The organism is Cupriavidus sp. USMAA2-4, from assembly GCF_001854305.1.
Lineage (GTDB): Bacteria > Pseudomonadota > Gammaproteobacteria > Burkholderiales > Burkholderiaceae > Cupriavidus > Cupriavidus malaysiensis.
Genome location: NZ_CP017748.1, coordinates 1,584,055 through 1,600,638 on the forward strand (window position 1 = coordinate 1,584,055; position 16,584 = coordinate 1,600,638).

Genomic DNA, 16,584 nt, shown 5'->3' on the forward strand with positions numbered 1-16,584 from the left:
CCATGCGCCGCTTTGCCCTCCGCCAAACGCTTGCCGCCGCCTCGCTGTCGCTGCTGGCCGGCCTGTCCGCCACTGCCATGCAGGCCGCGCAGGCCGCCACGCCGGCCACCCTGGGACAGGTCACCGCCGCCGTGCAGAAGCCGCTGCCGCTGTATGCGCATCCGGGCGATGCCAACGCCGCACAGACGGTGGCCGCCGACAACCTGCCCTGGGCCATCCTGGAGGCCAAGGACGACTTCTACCGCGTGCGCGTGGGCGGCCGCGACTACTGGGTCGACGGCATGACCGTGCGCGTGGCGCGCGCCGCCAAGGCGGCCTGCGACGCCACCGTGACCCAGGGCAAGACCAATAACAGCCCCACCGGCTCCACCCCGGGTGCCGGCGAGAACGCTTGCCGCTGAGCCCATGCGAGCCGGCAAGAACCTGGCGCGCCATGGCCGCATGGCGCGCATGGCACGCATGAGGGGCTGGACGCGCCTGCTGCGCGCCACCGCGCTGGCGGGTGCCGCGGCACTGCTGGCCAGCGCCTGCGCCACGCTGCCGGGCGGCGACAGCTTCGTCGTCACCACCGGCGAGCTGCCGCCGGTGCCCACCGGCCGCACCTGGCCCGATGCCGCGCAGGACGTGCGCAACCAGCGCGCGCGCGGCAATGGCCTGGTCGAGATGCCCGAGATGCAGGCCTACCTCAACGGCCTGCTGGCCAAGGTCAAGACCGCCGCCGGCGTGCCGAACTGGCCGGGCGCGGTCTATATCACCGCCTCCAACGACCTCGAGGCCTACTGCACCGGCGCCGGCAACATCTACCTCTCGCTCGGCTGGCTGTCGTCGGCCGAGTCGGAAGACGAGATCGTGGCCATCCTGTCGCACGAGTACGGCCACGTCTATCTCGACTACCACCAGCTCGAGGGCGCGAGCAACACCGCAGACAAGATGGCGCTGTGGGCCTCGGTCGGCATGGTGCTGGCGCAGAAGGCCGGCAATGCCACCGGCTGGGGCATCGGCGACAGCATGGTGGCCTCCTACCTGCTCGGCAAGGGCGTGCTGGTGCCGGCCTGGGGCCGCCAGCAGGAGGAGAACGCCGACCGCTTCGGCGCCACCGTCAGCCTGCGCCTGGGCTACTCCTTCACGCAGGGCTTCAAGGCTTTCCTGGAGCGCCAGGACACCTGGGAGCAGCAGAACGCGGCGCGCCGCGAGGCGCAGAAGCAGCGCGTGCTGGAGCAGGTCAAGCTGGCCGCCGCCGACAACGCGCGCAAGAAGAGCGCCGCGCAGGGCAACGACGCCGTCAACCACGCCATGCGCGAGATGCAGGCCTCGCTCGAATCGGGCACCGCCGGCCTGTTCCAGAGCGTGGACAGCGGCGTGCGCGACCTGTGGGGCCAGTTCACCGAGTCGCACCCGTCGACCAGCGCGCGCCTCGACTCGCTGACCGCGCAGGTGATGCCGCTGATGGCCGGCAAGCCGCGCCCGCGCCCGAGCGTGGAGCCGTGGACGCGCGCCCTGGCGCAGAAGCGCAGCGCCGCCACGCTGAAGAACTACCAGCTCGCGGCCGATGCCCAGGGCGCGCTGCAGGCCCAGGATTTCGTCCGCGCGCGCAAGCTGGCGCTGGACGCCGCCTCGGGCCCGACCGCACGCCAGGCGCTGCCGCTGCTGACGCTGAGCCTGGCCGAGATCGGCCCGGGCGGCAACGGCATGCAGATGCAGCGCGCCGCCATGGTGCTCGACCGCAACCTGCAATCCGAGCCGGACCGCGCCTGGACCGTCTACGTGACACGCGCCAACGGCCTGCTCGGCTCCGGCCAGGGCCGCGCGGCGCAGACGGTGATGGACCAGGGCTTCACCTACTTCAACGACGCGCCGGCCGCCTGGCCCGATGCGATCCGCTTCTACGGCCAGGCCGGCGACTGGAACCGCGCCAAGCAACTGGCCGCGCAATGCGCCAGCCGCTTCCCCACCTACGCCAACGGCTGCAACACCGCCGCGCTCACGCCGGCGGAAAAGGCCGAGCAGGAGCGGCGCAACGAGCAGAAAGCCAAGAGCCTGGTGGACCGGTTGACGAAGAAGTAGCGGAAGTCTGCGGCGGAATTCGATAGCGGAAGCCGCCGCGGCCAGCCAGCGCCTGCCCTCACCCCCGGGCCCCCTCTCCCGCAGGCGGGAGAGGGGAGCAGACCGGCGCGGTGCGAATCCCCTCGCGCTGAATAGAGCCAAAACGATGCGCCAACACCGCCGGCCAAGCACGACGTCTTGGCTCCCTCTCCCCGCACGGGGAGAGGGCGGGGGAGAGGGGTGGTTCAGCAAGGTGCCACATCCAGCGAAGCCCTCGGTGTGATCCGGCTCAGGAACGCCCAGCGAAGCCCTCGGTGCGATCCAGCACGCAGGCCTACAGACCCTGCCCCGCCCGCCGATATCCCTAGCGTGCGCCAGGGCCACACCACCACGAGGAATCCACATGCCGCGCGACGCCTGTTTTGCATGCGAGTCCGGCCATCCCGTGCCTGGCGGTGCCATACATTGCCCGCCACCTGCGCAGCACCCGCTTTCCTGCACGCCATCTTCCCCGCGCACGACACCGGCAGCCGTCCGCTGCGGACGGCCGGTGCCGCGCCGACCCAGCCATCGACCTCGATGGCAAACCCGGTGAGACACCATGAGGCACAGCCAGATTGACGCGGGCATCGCGCCCGCCCCGGAACAGGCGATTCCCGCCCCCGACACGGTTCACTCCCCCGCCACCACGCCGGCGCCCGACGCCAGCGGCACCAGCGCAAGCCATTCGCTGGCCCGGCTCGGCTGGCGCCAGACGGTCGTCGCAGGCGGCAGCGCGCTCGCCGCGGCGGCCCTCGCCGGAGGCTGCGCGGCCGACGCGCCGCCGCCGGCGGTGCAGGCCCAGGCGCCCGCCGCCCAGCAGCTCTGGTGCCAGGCGCCGGAAGGCTACTACCCCGAGGTGCAGCAATGTGCGGGGGGCTGGGTCCGCCGCGCGCCCGCGCATGCCGCTTCCGATGCCGCGCCGCCGGTGCTGGTGATTCCGGTGCAACCGCCTGCGGGAGTCCGCCCATGAAGCGCCCCGCCCTGCCGAAGCGCCCGCTGCTACCGGCTCCGATATCCGCCCTGGTGCCGCTGCTGCTGCCTGCGCTGCTGTCCGCCTGCGGCGGCAGCACCGACGGCTCGGGCAATGCCGCGGCCCCCGCCACGTCGACCAGCATCACCCTGACGCCGCTTGCGGCCGACGTCGCCAGCGCGGCGCTGACGCCGCACTTCTCGCTTGCGCCGGTGGTGCTGGCCGCGCCCGCCGACCTCGACAGCCAGGCCCCGTCCGCTTCCGCGCTGCAGCCGGCCGCGACGCAGGCCGTCCCGGCGGCCCTGGCGGCCACGTCCACCACCCGGCTCACGCCCCTGGCGCTGGCCGCCAACCCGTTGGCAGCGGCCCCGGCGGCGAGCGGCTCGACCACGGTCACGACCTACACGCCGGCACAGATCCGCGCGGGTTACGGCCTGCCCGCGCTGCCGGCCTCGTGGACCGGCCTGAGCGCGAGCGTGGCCGCGCAGATGGGGGCCGGACAGACGGTCTACATCGTCGACGCCATGAGCGATCCCAATATCGCCGCCGAGCTCGCCGCCTTCAGCCAGAAATTCGGCCTGCCCGGCTGCACCACCACCGCGATCGCGCCGGGCGCCACCCTGCCGCTGCCGGCGGCGAGCACCGGGGGTTGCCAGTTCTCGGTGGTCAATGCCACCAGCTCCGGCGCCATGACCTCGATCGCTCCGCCCTACGATTCCGGCTGGGCCACCGAGATCGCGCTCGACGTGCAGTGGGTCCATGCCACCGCCCCGCTCGCCCGCATCATCCTGATCCAGGCCTCGAACGCCTCCACCGCCAGCCTGCTGGGCGCCATCAACCTGGCCAACGCCATGGGCCCGGGCGTGATCTCGATGAGCTTCGGCGCCGCCGAAGGCAGCTGGACCAGTTCGGTCGACTCGGCCTTCACGCGCACCAACATGACCTACATGGCGGCGACCGGCGACAGCGGCACCGGCGTGGAGTGGCCATCCGTCTCGAAGAACGTGCTCGGCGTCGGCGGCACGCACCTGGTGCTGAACGGCAGCACCCGCACGGAGTCGGTCTGGAGCGGCACCGGCGGCGGCATCAGCCAGTACACGACGGTGCCGTCGTACCAGACGCCGGCCGTGCCCGGCGTCGGCTCGCTGTCGATGCGCTCGGTCGCCGACGTCGCGTTCAACGCCGACCCCTACACCGGGCAGTACGTGGCGGTCATCCCGCCGGGAGGGTCGACCGCCAGCTGGTACAGCGTCGGCGGCACCAGCCTCGCCACGCCCCAGTGGGCCGCCATCGCGGCCATCGCCAACGCCTTGCGCGCGCAAGGCGGCAAGGCGCCGCTGGGCCTGGCGCAGACGCTGCTCTATGGCAACGTCGGGGCCAACGCCGGCGCCTATGCCGCGGCCTTCCGCGACATCACGCAGGGCAGCGACGGCGCTTGCGCCACCTGCGCGGCGCACACCGGCTATGACCAGCCCTCGGGCCTGGGCACGCCCAATGTGTCGAGCCTGCTGACGTCGTTGACGGCGAATGCCCAGCCGCCGGCACCGGTGGTCACGCCGGTGACCGTGAATGGCACGGCCGGCAGCGCGCTGAGCTTCACCATGGCGGTGAGCGCGCCGGACGCGGTCACCTGGTCGCTGGCCAATGCGCCGGCGGGCATGACCGTCAGCGCGGCGGGCCTGATCAGCTGGCCTCAGCCGGTGGCGGGCAGCTACGCCGTCACCGTGACGGCGACCGACAAGGTCACCGGCAGCGCCGGCCACGCCACCGCCACCATCGGCATCGCCGCGCCCCCGGCGCCCGTGGTGGAGGCCACGACGGTCGCGGCCCAGCCGGGCAGCGCGCTGCGCTTCCAGGTCCAGTTCAGCGCATCGGATCCGGTCACCTTCGCGCTGAGCGGGGCACCGTCCGGCATGACGATCAGCAGCGCGGGCGTGCTCTCCTGGGCCTCGCCGGTGGCCGGCAAGTACAGCGTGACGGTGACCGCCAAGGACACCACCACCGGCAAGAGCGGCAGCGCCGTGCTGACGGTGCAGGTCTCCACCAGGCCGATCGGGCCGGTGCTCTCCGCGGCGCCGATCCGCGGCGTGGCGGGCCGTGCCCTGAGCGGCGTGATCGGCGTGTCGGACCCGGGCGCGAGCGCCATCCTGGTGAGGATTTCGGGCGCGCCGCCCAGCATGACCTTCGCCGCCAGCGGGCAGGGGATCCTGCTCAACTGGACGAACCCGGTGGCCGGGACCTACACGCTGGTCCTCAGCGCGACCGATTCCGCCGGCCTGAGCACGCAGAGCACGCTGGTGCTGACCATCAGCGCCAACTGACGCTGACGTGTGGCCGGTGCGCCGCGTGCGCGCCGGCCGGGGTGGCGGTGCGGGCACCTGCCTGCCGCGGCAGGTGCGGGCGCCGGCGACTTATATCATCTTCTGATATATTTCGCCGACGCCCTCTCCCGATCCTCCCCGCCGTACCGTGCCGCCCTCCACTTCCCTGCCGCTCGCCCCCCAGCGCACCGCCGCGTGGCTGCGCACCTTCCTGCCCATGCCGATCGCGGCCAGCCGCCGCGAGCGCATCAAGTCCTGCGCCGGCGCGCTGCTCGGGCTGTTCTGCACCGAGTGGATCAGCCGGCATCTGCTGGCCGGCTTCAATCCCTGGTTCGTCGCCCCGATGGGCGCCTCCGCCGTGCTGCTGTTCGCGGTGCCGTCGAGCCCGCTGGCGCAGCCGTGGTCGATCATCGGCGGCAACCTGGTGGCGGCCCTGGTGGGCGTGGCCTGCGCGCAATGGATTCCGGCCCCCGGCCTGGCCGCGGGCGTGGCGGTGGCGGTGGCCATCGCGCTGATGTTCCAGCTGCGCTGCATCCACCCGCCCAGCGGCGCCGTCGCCATCACCGCGGTGTTCGGCGGCCCGGCGGTGCGCGCGCTCGGCTTCGGCTTCGTGGTGATGCCGGTGCTGGTCAACTCCATGCTGCTGCTGTTGCTGGCGCTGGTCTTCAACAACCTCGCCCGCCGCCGCTATCCGCACCGCCCGCCCGAAGCGGCGCCGGGACACGGCACCGCCGACCCGCCGCCCGCGCAGCGCGCCGGCATCACGCGCGCCGACCTGGACCAGGCCCTGGCCGAGCGCGGCGAGTTCCTCGACATCGAGGAAGACGACCTCGAAGCCATCCTGATCGCCGCCGAGCAGCACGCCTACCGGCGCCGCTTCGGCGAACTGCGCTGCGCCGGCATCATGTCGCGCGATGTCGTTGCCGTGCAGCCGGGGCAGGCGCTGGAGGACGCCTGGGACCTGCTGGCCCGCCATCGCATCAAGGCGCTGCCGGTGGTGGACGAACAACGGCGCCTGCGGGGCATGCTGAGCGCCACCGACCACCTGCTCGGCCGCGACGCCGCCGGCCCGCGCCAGCGCGTGGCCGACCGCATGACCCCGGCCGTGCTCACGGCACGCCCCGACCAGCCGATGATCGAACTGGCGCAGGCGTTCTGCGATGGCGGGCTGCATCACGTGCCGGTGGTGGACGCCGGCGGCATCGTGGTGGGCATGGTGACGCAGTCGGACCTGATGGCGGCCCTGCTCAAGGACAGCCTGCTCGGCGCCGGACGCTGAGCGCCGCATGGCTGCCACGAGCGACGTGCGGGGTGTCGCTGTGGCGAATGCCTGCCCTCTCCCCCAGCGCCTCTCCCGCAAGCGGGAGAGGAGAGACAACCAGCGGCAAAGGCGAGCGAACCCGCGCCCTGCCCCCTCCCGACTACTCCACCACGATCTTGTGCTCGACCGCCAGCCGCTTCCACTGCGCCAGTTCCTGCTTCATGCGCGCAGCGAAGTCCGCCGGGCTGAGCGCCTGCGGCAGTGCGCCGTCGGGATCGAGCACGGCACGCATCTCGCTCGAGGCAGCGGTGTCGTTGATCTCGCGATTGAGCCGCTGCACCAGCGCCGCCGGCGTGCCGGCCGGTGCCAGCACGCCGACCCAGATGTCCATCTCGTAGCCCGGCACGGTGGCCCCCAGCGCGGGCAGGTCGGGGAAGGCGGCACTGGGGCGCTGCGATGTCACCGCGAGCGCGCGCACCTTGCCTGAGCGGATCTGCGGCGCCATCGAGCTGTAGTTGCCGATCATCACGTCGATCTGGCCGGCCGACAGGTCCAGCAGCGCATTGGAGGCGCCCTTGTAGGGCACATGCATCATGCGCACCTTGGCAGCGTCGCTCAGCAGTTCGGTCGCCATCTGGCCGAGCGAGCCGATGCCCGCCGAGCCATAGGTGATGGCGCCCGGGCGCGCCTTGGCCGCGGCCAGCAACTCGGCCGGCGTGTGGAACGGCTTGGCGGCCGACACCGCCAGCAACAGCGGGCCGTTGCCCACCATCGCGACCGGTGCGAAGGCGGCGATGGCGTCGTAGGGCGACCTGGGCTGGGTGGCCGCCGCGGTCAGGAAGGTCGACGACGTCAACAGCAGCACGGAGCCGTCGCGCGGCGCGCGGGCGACGAAGTCGGCCCCCATGGCGCCAGCCGCGCCAGGCTTGTTCTCGACGATCACATTGGCGCCCAGGCGGCGCGCCAGGCCGGGGGCGAGCGCGCGCGCGATGACGTCGTTGCTGGCTCCGGCCGAGAACGGCACCACGATGCGCACCAGCGGCGGCACGGCCGCGGCGGTATCGGCGCGCGCCGGCAGCGGCGCGATGGCGCCCGCCAGGGCACCGGCGGCCGCAAGGCCTTGCGCGAAGCGCGCCACCCGCTGCAAAGCGGAGTTCTTGTGCATGGCTACCTCTTCGATCTGGTTGGCCTGGCGCGGCGCGCTCAGGCGGGAATGTCGAGGTCGAGCAGCGGTGCGTACTGCTGCGCGCCGAAGATGTCGCCATCGCCGGCGCTGCCGCTGGGCCGGCTGCGGTAGATGGTGAACTTGATGGCGAAGGCCGGATCGTAGGCGACGAAGTCGGAGATGCGCTCGCCGGCAATGCCGTACAGCGCTGCCACACGCTCGCGCGACAGCACGCCCGAGCGCTTCACGCGTTCGTATTCGGCGGCATCGCGGAAGATGATATCGAAGGTGATCTTGTTGACGCCGGCATTCTTGCTGCGAATGGTCTTGGCCAGCTCGTGCAGTTTCTGGGTGCTCATCGTGGTCTTCCTCGGTCCTTCAGATACCGGCTTCGGTCAGGTGGGTGGGGAACAGCGCCATCGGATCCGCCACCTCGATGGTGTGGTTCAGCGTCCAGCGGTAGGCCGGGCTGGCGCGCAGCACTTCGTCGAGCGGGAACGAGACCGAACCCGCCGTGCCCTTCACGTCCGGCAGGCGCGCGTAGAACATCTGGCGCAGGCCGATCATGGCCACCTCCTCCGCCATCCCGGCGGTGGGGGCCACGCCCTGCACCATCACGCACAGCTCGTGGCCGGGCCGGTCGCGCAGCGGCTCCAGCTCGCCCATCACGCCGTCGCGCCCGTACACGTTGTAGTGCAGCGCGTAGCCATCGGGGCCGAAGCGCGCGCGCACCTGCTCGCGTGCCCAGGCGATCACGCGGTCGACGTTGGCGATGGTGTAGGGATCGCGGATGCCGCACAGGCCGACGTAGCGTTCGCCGACCTTGCCCGCGCCTTCCAGCTTCACGCGCACCGTGCCGGCCTCCTCGAAGCGCGCGCCGGTGATGCGGGTGGTGCGGGCATCGACCTGTTCGTAGCGGCAGTGCGTCATGTCGAGCCGGCCGCCGGCGACGAATTCCTCGAAGGGATTGGAGCGCTCGTACATGGCGTGCCCGGCGACCGAAGCCACCGTGCAGCGCTGCTCGGGATGCATGGCGGTGACGCGCACGTCATCGTGCGAGATGGTTCCCATCACCGTCTCCTTGCCGCCATAGGGCTCGGCGCAGAAGGAGGCGCATTCCAGCACCTTGCCGAGGTAGTAGGCGTGGTCGGCCGGGAAGCCGTGGTGCAGCGCCGGCGCGGCGAACAGCGCGGCGTCCGAGCTGCGCCCGCCGATGATCACGTCCGCGCCCTGCGCCAGCAGCGCGCGGTAGGGATGCACGCCGGCCATGGCAACCACGCGGTCGGTGGCATCGAGTTCGGCGCGCGTGAGGTCGGCGAAGCCGTCCAGGCCGCGGATGGCCTGGCCCCGCTCGAGCGCGGCGCGCAGCGTGGCCTTGTCCACCTCGGAGTAGAAGTAGCCCAGGCGGAAGCGCTTGAGCCCGTGCTTCTGTGCCAGCTCGCGGATGATGCGCACGTAGAGGTCGACGCGGCTGTTGCTGCCGGTGTCGCCGGCCGAGCCGATGATCATCGGCACCCCCAGCCGGCGCGAGGCCAGCAGCATCTGTTCGAGGTCATGCCGCTGCCAGGCCTCCGGGCTGGTCGAGGTGTCCGAACCCAGCGGCACCGGGCCGACGTCGTCGCTGCCCGAATCGGCGGCGATGTAGTCGGGCCCGGCCGCCACCCCGAGTTCGAAGCTGGCCGTGCGCAGCGGCGCAAAGCCGAGATGGCCGTTGGGGCAGATGATCTTCAGCGACTGCATGGAGGAAGCTCCCGAGAAGCGCCGGCTGGCGCGGATGCCTGTCCCTACGCAGAAGCCGTGCCATCCGCCGGCGCGAAATACTTCCCTTTTTATTCAACCACTTAGGAATTCCGACCCGCAGCCTGCGTGCATTTCACGCGAGAATCTCCACGCAGATGCGTTGATTTCACGCATCTGTCAGGCCGAGCTTGAGCATCTGGTGGCGCAGGGCGTGGCGGCTCAGGCCCAGCCGCTGCGCCGCCTGGCCGGCGTTCTGCCCGCAGGCATCGAGCGCCGCGCGGATCAGCCGCGCCTGGAAACGCGCGGTGGCGGCGTGGTAGTCCTCGCCGGGCACCGGCGCTGCCGCCATGGCGGCGTCCGTGCCGGCGGAGGCATCGGCGGACGCATCGGCGCGTGCGTCGACCTCGCGCAGGATGCGCGCCGGCAGGTGGCGCGGCAGCACGCAGTCGCCCTCCTCCAGCAGGCAGATGCGCTCCAGCAGGTGTTCCAGCTCGCGCACGTTGCCGGGCCAGCGGTAGGCGCGGAAGATGCGCTCGACCTCGGGGTCCAGGTGCGCCATGCGGCTGCCGTACTGCTGCCGGTAGCGCGCCAGGGCCTGCTGCGCCAGCAGGAAGATGTCGTCGCCGCGCTCGCGCAGCGGCGGGATGTTGATGGCGATCACCTGCAGGCGGTAGTACAGGTCTTCGCGGAACTTGCCATCCTTGACCTCGCTCAGCAGGATCTTGTTGGTGGCGGCGATGAAGCGCACGTCCACGCTGATGGGGCGTACCGCGCCGACCCGGCGGAAGCGCCGCGTGTCGAGCAGCGTCAGGATCTTGGACTGCATCACCGGGTCGAGCTCGCGCACCTCGTCCAGGAACACGGTGCCGCCGTTGGCGGCCTCGACCAGCCCTTCCTTCTTGCCGACCGCGCCGGTGAAAGCGCCGCGCTCATGGCCGAACAGTTCGGATTCGAGCAGCTGCGCCGGGATGGCCGCGCAGTTGATGTCGATGAACTCGCGCGCGGCGCGGTCCGACTGCTCATGGAGAATGCGCGCGACCAGGCTCTTGCCGGTGCCGGTCTCGCCATAGATCAGCACCGTGCGCGCCTGGCTGCGCGCCACGCGCGCGACCAGGTCGCGCAAGGCGGCGATGGAGGGATGGCGGCCGGCCAGTTGCAGGCCGGAAGGCTCTTTCATCATCGGGAAGGGCGGGTGGCGGAATTACGGGATTACGGGGCAACCGCGGGCGCGGCCATCATACCGCGCCGGACCCCGGGCGCTGCCGGCGCGCTCCATCGCCGCCCCCGGGCCTGGCCGAAGACAGCAAAAGACAGCCAAAGACGGCATGGCACCGCGATGGGGCAATGCTTCGGCATCCCCTCGACAGGAGTAGCAATTCCGGCCGCGTGAACGCGCACAATGTCCTGGCAGCACAGCATGGCGGTGGCGCGCGATCGCCATCGGTGGCGGCAGCTCCACGGGATACCGCATATGAAGCAGCACGCACTTCTGATTCTCCTCGCCCTGAGCGCCGGGGCACACGCCGGCACCTACGGCTCCTATGCCTCGATGTCCGGCCTCGGTCCGACCGGACGCGCGCTGTACGGCGGCGGGGAGGCTGGCGGCGCAGCCGGCGGCGTCTACGGCCAGGCAGCGAACTCGACCTATTCCGGCATCCGCACCACGCCGGACCAGATCAAGATGTACACGCGCGGCGGTGTCAATGCCGGCATCGGCGAGCGCTACAGTGCCGTCGGCAGCAAGGCGGCCGCGCGCAACGCGCCGCCCGATCTCGACCAGATGCCGACCTCGAAGTCGCAGTCGCGCTCGCTGTCGCACTCCGCCGGCGGCGCGCAGCGCAGATCGCCGGGCGATTCTTCCGGCCAGTAGTACCCGTAGCACCAGTAGTACCTTCCCCGCTCCGCCCCTCCCGCACGCGGCACCCACACCGCGTGCGCTGCGCCACGCCCTCCTCGTTGCTCCCCTCGCTGCTCCCCCGCGCCCCGTCGTGCCGGGCCGGCACCGCTGACAATCCCCTCCGCAGCAGCGCTTGACGTCGTGCCGAACCGCTCACCAGAATGCCCGCAGGAAGAATCCACCAGAAAAACGAGGGGAACACCACGTGCACAGCACCACCAGCTTCCGGCGCGCCAAAGACGCCGTGCAGGCGGTCGCCTCCGGCCAGGGCTGCTGGCTGGATGTGATACGGACCGCGAGGGATTTCCTGGGCGCGGACAGCGCCTCCTTCGTCTGCCACGACAAGGCCAGCCAGACCGTGCGCTACCTGGAGCACGTCGGCGTCGACGAGCAGGCCGTCATCGAGTACGGACAGCACTTCTTCCAGTATGACGACTCGCGCCGCCGCTACTGGTACGCGCCGGCCGGCACCTGGAGCGATTCGTGCGCCGAGCGCGAGCACGAGACCGCGCACGACCGCCTGTTCTGGACCGACTTCATGCTGCCCCACCAGATGCGCCAGCTGACCGGCGTGGTGGTCTGCAACGACGACGAAGTGATGTGCGGCCTCAGCGTGCAGCGCACGCGCGTGAGCACGCCCAGCCACGCGCATGCCGATCACCTGGCCGAGTACGGACGCCTGCTGACGCACGCCTACGCGGCGCGGCGCCTCGCCGCGCAACGCGGCATGGACCTGCTGGGACAGGTGCTGGATGGCGGCCGCGAGAGCTATCTCGTGTGCCGCAGCGACGGCTACGTGCAAGCCTGCATGCCCGTGCTGGAGGCCCTGCTGTGCGGCGACAGCTACCTGAGCCTGCAGGCCAGGCGCCTGGTCCACCGGGAACCGGCATGGCAGGCGCGCCTGCTTGCCGGCATCCGGCAGGTGGCCGCCATCGGCCGGCCCGCCATGCTGGCCATGCCCGACGGCTGGGGCCGCTCCTTGCGGGTGGCCATGCGGCCGGTGGACAACGACCTGAACCAGGGCCTGAGCGGCTGCGTCGGCATGCGCGTGGAGCGCCGCAATATCTTCGACGTGCCGAACGCCGAGATGCTCGGCGAACTGTTCGCGCTGACGCCCGCCGAGGCCCGGCTGTGCCACCACCTCGCGGCCGGCCTCACGGTGGACGACTGCAGCAAGGTGCTGGAAGTCAGCCTGCACACGCTGCGCAAGCAGCTGTCGGCCATCCTGCGCAAGACGGGCTGCACGCGCCAGGCCGAGCTGATGCGCCTGGTGACGACACTGTAGTGCCGCGGCGGGGCCGGCAAGCTACAGGATGCGCCCCGCGTTCAGCGCGTCGCCCGCATCCAGCGTGCGCTTCAGCGCGCGCATCACCTCCAGCTCGGTCTCGCTGCGGCTCAGATGCAGGAAGGGCTTCTTGATGCGGCCGATGCCATGCTCGGCGGAGATGCTGCCGCCCACTTCCGCCACCAGCCCGTAGACGATCTCGTCGACCGCGAGCTGGTCGGCCTCGCTGGCATGCGGGCCGCTGACGATATGCAGGTTGCCGTCGCCGAGGTGGCCGAAGAACAGGTGCGAGGCCTGCGGGAAGGCCGCCTGCAGCCGCGCGCGCGCCGTCTCCACGTAGTCGGCGGTGACGCGCAGCGGAATGCCCACATCGAAGGAGACGAAGGGCGAAAGCTGCTTGAGCAGCTCGCCGATGGCATCGCGGAAATCCCATAGCGACTGCGCCTGCTCCTGCGTCTGCGCGACGATCACGTCGGCCACCACGCCCTCTTCCAGCATCTCGCCGAGGAAGCCTTCGAAGATCTCCTGCATCTGCGGCGCGGTGCTGCCTTCGGCCTCGACCAGCACGTAGATGGGGTGGCCGCCGCCCAGCGGCACCGCGCGCCCGAGCGCGCGCGCGGCGGCCACCAGGTATTCCTGCCACATCACCTCGAACGAGGACAGCCCGGGCAGGCGCCCGCGCGCCTGCTTGAGGAGCTGGGCCACCTGCGCGAACGATGCCACCGCGCACAGCGCGCTGCGCCGCACCGCCGGACGCGGGAACAGGCGCAGCACCACGCGGGTGACGATGCCGAAGGTGCCTTCGGTGCCGATGAAGAGGTGCTTGAGGTCGGGACCGGTGTTGTTCTTCACCACGCGGTTCAGCATCGGCATCACGGTGCCATCGGCCAGCACCACTTCCATGCCCAGCACCAGGTCGCGCATCGGCCCGTAGCGCAGCACGCGGTTGCCGCCGGCATTGGTGGACACGTTGCCGCCGATCTGGCAGCTGCCGCGCGCGCCGATGTCCAGCGGGAAGTACCAGTCCCTGGCCTCGACGATCTCGGCCAGCTTCGCCAGCGGCACGCCGGCCTGCACGGTGATGGTGCCGCCGATGTCGTCGAAATCCTCGACCTGGTTGAGGCGCTCCAGCGAGATCACCACGTCGCCGGCATCCGGCGCGGCGCCGCCGGCCAGGCCGGTGAGGCCGCCCTGCACCGTGATGCGCGCGCCCTGCGCGCGGCAACTGCGCACGATCGCGGCCACCTCGGCCGTGCTGGCCGGCCGATACACCACGGCCGGCAGCCCGCCCTTGAGGCCGCTCCAGTCGCCGCGGTACTTCTCCAGGTCGGCGGGCTCCCGCAGCGTGCCGGGAATGTCGATCGGATCGACGGGCTTGGCTTGGGTCAACGTATTCTCCTTCTGGCCATCCATGCCTCCATGGATTCGTTCACTGATGGCGCGCCCGCCACGGCGGCGCGCCGCATCCGCTGCAGCGGATTATCCTCCCGCCCGCGCCGGCGTTCCAGTGCCATCGCACTGCGCGCGGCGCGCACTGGACTAGAATGGAGCGCCGCCTGCCACGCGCGGCGAACACCCCGCACCACACGCTCCCATCCATGCCTACCCGCACGCCCGACTCCGACGAACCCGCCAAGCGCACCAGCGCCAGCCAGACCCTGTTCCGCGGCCTGGAGATCGTCGAAACCGTCGCCAAGGGCTTCACCTCGCTGCCCGAGATCGTCAAGCACACCGGCCTGTCCTCCAGCACCGCGCACCGGCTCGCCTCCGCGCTGGTCGAGGCGCGCTACCTGCAGCACGAACCGCGCCGCGGCTACAGCCTGGGCAGCAAACTGATCGAACTCGGCTTCCAGGCCCACCGCGAGTCCGACGTGCTGGCCAGCGCCAAGCCCTTCCTCGAACAACTCGCCGCGCAGACGCGCGACACCGTGCACCTCGCCACGCTGGTCGACGAGGAAGTGATCTATCTCGACAAGCTGCCCGGACAGCGCGCGGTCGAGATCAGCTCGCGCATCGGCGGGCGCAATCCCATCACCACCACCGGCGTCGGCAAGGCCCTGGTACTCGACCGCGGCGAGGACGAGTGGCGCCGCATCCGCGCGCACGAAGCCGCCGCCGGCAAACCCGCGCCGGGCGAAGAGGAATGGCTGCGCCTGATGCGCGGCTATGCGGCGCGCGACAGCGCCTTCGACCTCGGCGAGGACGAGCCCTCGATCCGCTGCGTGGCAGCGCCCGTGCGCGACGCCACCGGGCGCATCGTGGCGGCCATCAGCGTGACGAGCGCGGTGCAGTATATGGGGCCGGAGCGGATGGAGGAGTTGGTGGGGGTGGTGAAGGAGGCCGCGGCGGGGGTTAGCCGGCAGTTGGGGGGGAGGAGGAGGTGATGGTCGAGGGGGTGATGGTCGAGGGCTTGGATTCGAGCGATGTCGGATTGCGAGGCAACGGCCTGTTTCGACTCTCGTGACCCGACGCTTGTCGCTTGTCTTCGAGCGATATCGGTCTGCGAGGCAAAAGCCTGTTTCGACTCCCCTGCGGGGAGCCGACTCACTTTCTTTGTCTCGCCAAAGAAAGTAAGCAAAGAAAGGCGACCCGGGTGCGGCGAAACCCCCTCGCGAATTGGCCCCGGCCGCCGCGCCCGTCCGAACTCGCGGCCTGCGGCCGCTCAGACAGCGGACGGGCTTCATCGGCGGCCGGGGCCAATTCGCGAGGCGCCGCACACGGGAGGGAAAGGCCAAACCGTTGGTATGCGGCTCGGCTCGTTCTTGCGTAATGGCTTGGTTCGCTGACTCTTTGTGTTCGGCCAGCGAGCTGGCCGAACACCCCCCACCCGAAGCGCAGCGAGGCGTGGCATCTTTTCCCTGCCGTGTGCGGCGCCTCGCGGGCTGAGGCAAAGAGCGGATTAGAGGGCCCCCTGTCTGAGGATCGCCTTAAGGCGATCCGAGTTGGGGCCCGGCCGCTCTTTGCCTCAGCACGCGAGGGGTTTTTGAGCCGCACCCGGCGCGCCTTCTTTGCCTACTTTCTTGGGCAAGACCAAGAAAGTAGGTCGGCTCCCCCGCAGGGGGAGTCGAAACAGGCCGTTGTCACACAGACCGATACCACTCGAATCCACGCGCAAAAGCCTTGCGTCACGAAAGCGAGTCGGCTCCCCGCAGGGGAGTCGAAACAGGCCGTTGTCTCGCACGCCAACACCGCCCGAAGACAAGCGACAAGGCATCGAGTCACGCGTGCATTGGTGTTCGGCCAGCAAGCTGGCCGAACACCCCCACCCGAAGCGCAGCGAGGCGTGACTTCTTTTCCCTGCCGTGTGCGGCGCCTCGCGTGCTGGGGCAAAGAGCGGATTAGAGGGCCCCCTGTCTGAGGATCGCCTTAAGGCGATCCGAGTTGGGGCCCGGCCGCTCTTTGCCCCAGCACGCGAGGGGGGGTTGAGCCGCACCCGGCGCGCCTTCTTTGCCTACTTTCTTGGGCAAGACCAAGAAAGTAGGTCGGCTCCCCCGCAGGGGGAGTCGAAACAGGCCGTTGTCACACAGACCGATACCACTCGAATCCACGCGCAAAAGCCTTGCGTCACGAAAGCCAGTCGGCTCCCCGCAGGGGAGTCGAAACAGGCCGTTGCCCCGCACACGAACACCGCCCGAAAACAAGCGACAAGGCATCGAGTCACGCGTGCATTGGTGTTCGGCCAGCGAGCTGGCCGAACACCCCCACCCGAAGCGCAGCGAGGCGTGACTTCTTTTCCCTGCCGTGTGCGGCGCCTCGCGTGCTGGGGCAAAGAGCGGACAAGAGGGCCCCCTGTCTGAGGATCGCCTTAAGGCGATCCGAGTTGGGGCCCGGCCGCTCTTTGCCCCAGCACGCGAGGGGGG

13 protein-coding genes are annotated in these 16,584 nt (G+C 70.8%); 8 read left to right on the plus strand and 5 right to left on the minus strand.

Going from position 1 to position 16,584, the window contains the following annotated elements; all coding sequences use genetic code 11:
• The first annotated feature begins 2 nt into the window (after nt 1-2).
• The 5 genes from BKK79_RS06945 to BKK79_RS06965 all read left to right on the plus strand — a co-directional run bounded on the left by BKK79_RS06945 (nt 3) and on the right by BKK79_RS06965 (nt 6,655).
• Nucleotides 3-401 (plus strand): hypothetical protein, encoded by a 399-nt coding sequence (locus BKK79_RS06945; RefSeq protein ID WP_071011357.1) that lies wholly within the window; start codon nt 3-5, stop codon nt 399-401.
• A gap of 4 nt (nt 402-405) precedes the next feature.
• Nucleotides 406-2,064, plus strand: coding sequence for a M48 family metalloprotease (locus BKK79_RS06950; RefSeq protein ID WP_232346283.1), 1,659 nt, complete (start codon nt 406-408; stop codon nt 2,062-2,064).
• A gap of 580 nt (nt 2,065-2,644) precedes the next feature.
• Nucleotides 2,645-3,055: a hypothetical protein gene (locus BKK79_RS06955; protein WP_231907981.1), complete on the plus strand. Its 411-nt coding sequence runs from the start codon at nt 2,645-2,647 to the stop codon at nt 3,053-3,055.
• The gene (locus tag BKK79_RS06960; protein ID WP_071037431.1) at nt 3,052-5,376 is read left to right on the plus strand and encodes a S53 family peptidase; all 2,325 of its coding nucleotides are present in this window, start codon (nt 3,052-3,054) and stop codon (nt 5,374-5,376) included. The genes BKK79_RS06955 and BKK79_RS06960 overlap by 4 nt, the downstream gene beginning before the upstream one ends.
• Before the next feature lie 217 nt (nt 5,377-5,593).
• Nucleotides 5,594-6,655: an HPP family protein gene (locus BKK79_RS06965; protein WP_084084868.1), complete on the plus strand. Its 1,062-nt coding sequence runs from the start codon at nt 5,594-5,596 to the stop codon at nt 6,653-6,655.
• Nucleotides 6,656-6,797: 142 nt separating this feature from the next.
• On the opposite strand, the gene BKK79_RS06970 is transcribed toward BKK79_RS06965, so the two are convergent.
• From BKK79_RS06970 to BKK79_RS06985, 4 genes are all read right to left on the minus strand, one after another.
• Complete coding sequence (locus tag BKK79_RS06970; protein ID WP_071011352.1) at nt 6,798-7,802, minus strand: tripartite tricarboxylate transporter substrate binding protein; 1,005 nt, start codon at nt 7,800-7,802, stop codon at nt 6,798-6,800.
• A gap of 38 nt (nt 7,803-7,840) precedes the next feature.
• Nucleotides 7,841-8,161 carry a DUF4387 domain-containing protein gene (locus BKK79_RS06975; protein WP_071011350.1) on the minus strand — a complete coding sequence of 107 codons (321 nt, stop codon included), beginning with the start codon at nt 8,159-8,161 and terminating at the stop codon, nt 7,841-7,843.
• A gap of 19 nt (nt 8,162-8,180) precedes the next feature.
• Complete coding sequence (locus BKK79_RS06980) at nt 8,181-9,542, minus strand: acyclic terpene utilization AtuA family protein (protein ID WP_071037433.1); 1,362 nt, start codon at nt 9,540-9,542, stop codon at nt 8,181-8,183.
• Nucleotides 9,543-9,708: 166 nt separating this feature from the next.
• Nucleotides 9,709-10,722, minus strand: a complete 1,014-nt coding sequence (locus tag BKK79_RS06985; protein ID WP_156811127.1) for a sigma-54 interaction domain-containing protein — start codon at nt 10,720-10,722, stop codon at nt 9,709-9,711.
• Between the two features lie 291 nt (nt 10,723-11,013).
• On the opposite strand from BKK79_RS06985, the gene BKK79_RS06990 reads away from it, so the two are divergent.
• Nucleotides 11,014-11,412 (plus strand): hypothetical protein, encoded by a 399-nt coding sequence (locus tag BKK79_RS06990; RefSeq protein ID WP_071068673.1) that lies wholly within the window; start codon nt 11,014-11,016, stop codon nt 11,410-11,412.
• Nucleotides 11,413-11,644: 232 nt separating this feature from the next.
• On the plus strand, nt 11,645-12,724 hold the full coding sequence (locus tag BKK79_RS06995; RefSeq protein WP_071037434.1) for a helix-turn-helix transcriptional regulator: 1,080 nt from the start codon (nt 11,645-11,647) through the stop codon (nt 12,722-12,724).
• A 21-nt stretch (nt 12,725-12,745) separates the two neighbouring features.
• On the opposite strand, the gene BKK79_RS07000 is transcribed toward BKK79_RS06995, so the two are convergent.
• Nucleotides 12,746-14,113, minus strand: coding sequence for an FAD-binding oxidoreductase (locus BKK79_RS07000; RefSeq protein WP_231907980.1), 1,368 nt, complete (start codon nt 14,111-14,113; stop codon nt 12,746-12,748).
• 209 nt (nt 14,114-14,322) lie between these two features.
• Here BKK79_RS07000 and BKK79_RS07005 point away from each other — a divergent pair, with 209 nt between their 5' ends.
• Complete coding sequence (locus tag BKK79_RS07005) at nt 14,323-15,108, plus strand: IclR family transcriptional regulator (protein ID WP_071037435.1); 786 nt, start codon at nt 14,323-14,325, stop codon at nt 15,106-15,108.
• Nucleotides 15,109-16,584 lie beyond the last annotated feature (1,476 nt).

Coding starts and splice junctions, on each gene's coding strand:
- BKK79_RS06945 (WP_071011357.1), top strand. CDS start 3: ATGCGCCGCTTTGCCCTCCGCCAAACGCTTGCCGCCGCCTCGCTGTCG.
- BKK79_RS06950 (WP_232346283.1), top strand. CDS start 406: ATGCGAGCCGGCAAGAACCTGGCGCGCCATGGCCGCATGGCGCGCATG.
- BKK79_RS06955 (WP_231907981.1), top strand. CDS start 2,645: ATGAGGCACAGCCAGATTGACGCGGGCATCGCGCCCGCCCCGGAACAG.
- BKK79_RS06960 (WP_071037431.1), top strand. CDS start 3,052: ATGAAGCGCCCCGCCCTGCCGAAGCGCCCGCTGCTACCGGCTCCGATA.
- BKK79_RS06965 (WP_084084868.1), top strand. CDS start 5,594: ATGCCGATCGCGGCCAGCCGCCGCGAGCGCATCAAGTCCTGCGCCGGC.
- BKK79_RS06970 (WP_071011352.1), bottom strand. CDS start 7,802: ATGCACAAGAACTCCGCTTTGCAGCGGGTGGCGCGCTTCGCGCAAGGC.
- BKK79_RS06975 (WP_071011350.1), bottom strand. CDS start 8,161: ATGAGCACCCAGAAACTGCACGAGCTGGCCAAGACCATTCGCAGCAAG.
- BKK79_RS06980 (WP_071037433.1), bottom strand. CDS start 9,542: ATGCAGTCGCTGAAGATCATCTGCCCCAACGGCCATCTCGGCTTTGCG.
- BKK79_RS06985 (WP_156811127.1), bottom strand. CDS start 10,722: ATGATGAAAGAGCCTTCCGGCCTGCAACTGGCCGGCCGCCATCCCTCC.
- BKK79_RS06990 (WP_071068673.1), top strand. CDS start 11,014: ATGAAGCAGCACGCACTTCTGATTCTCCTCGCCCTGAGCGCCGGGGCA.
- BKK79_RS07005 (WP_071037435.1), top strand. CDS start 14,323: ATGCCTACCCGCACGCCCGACTCCGACGAACCCGCCAAGCGCACCAGC.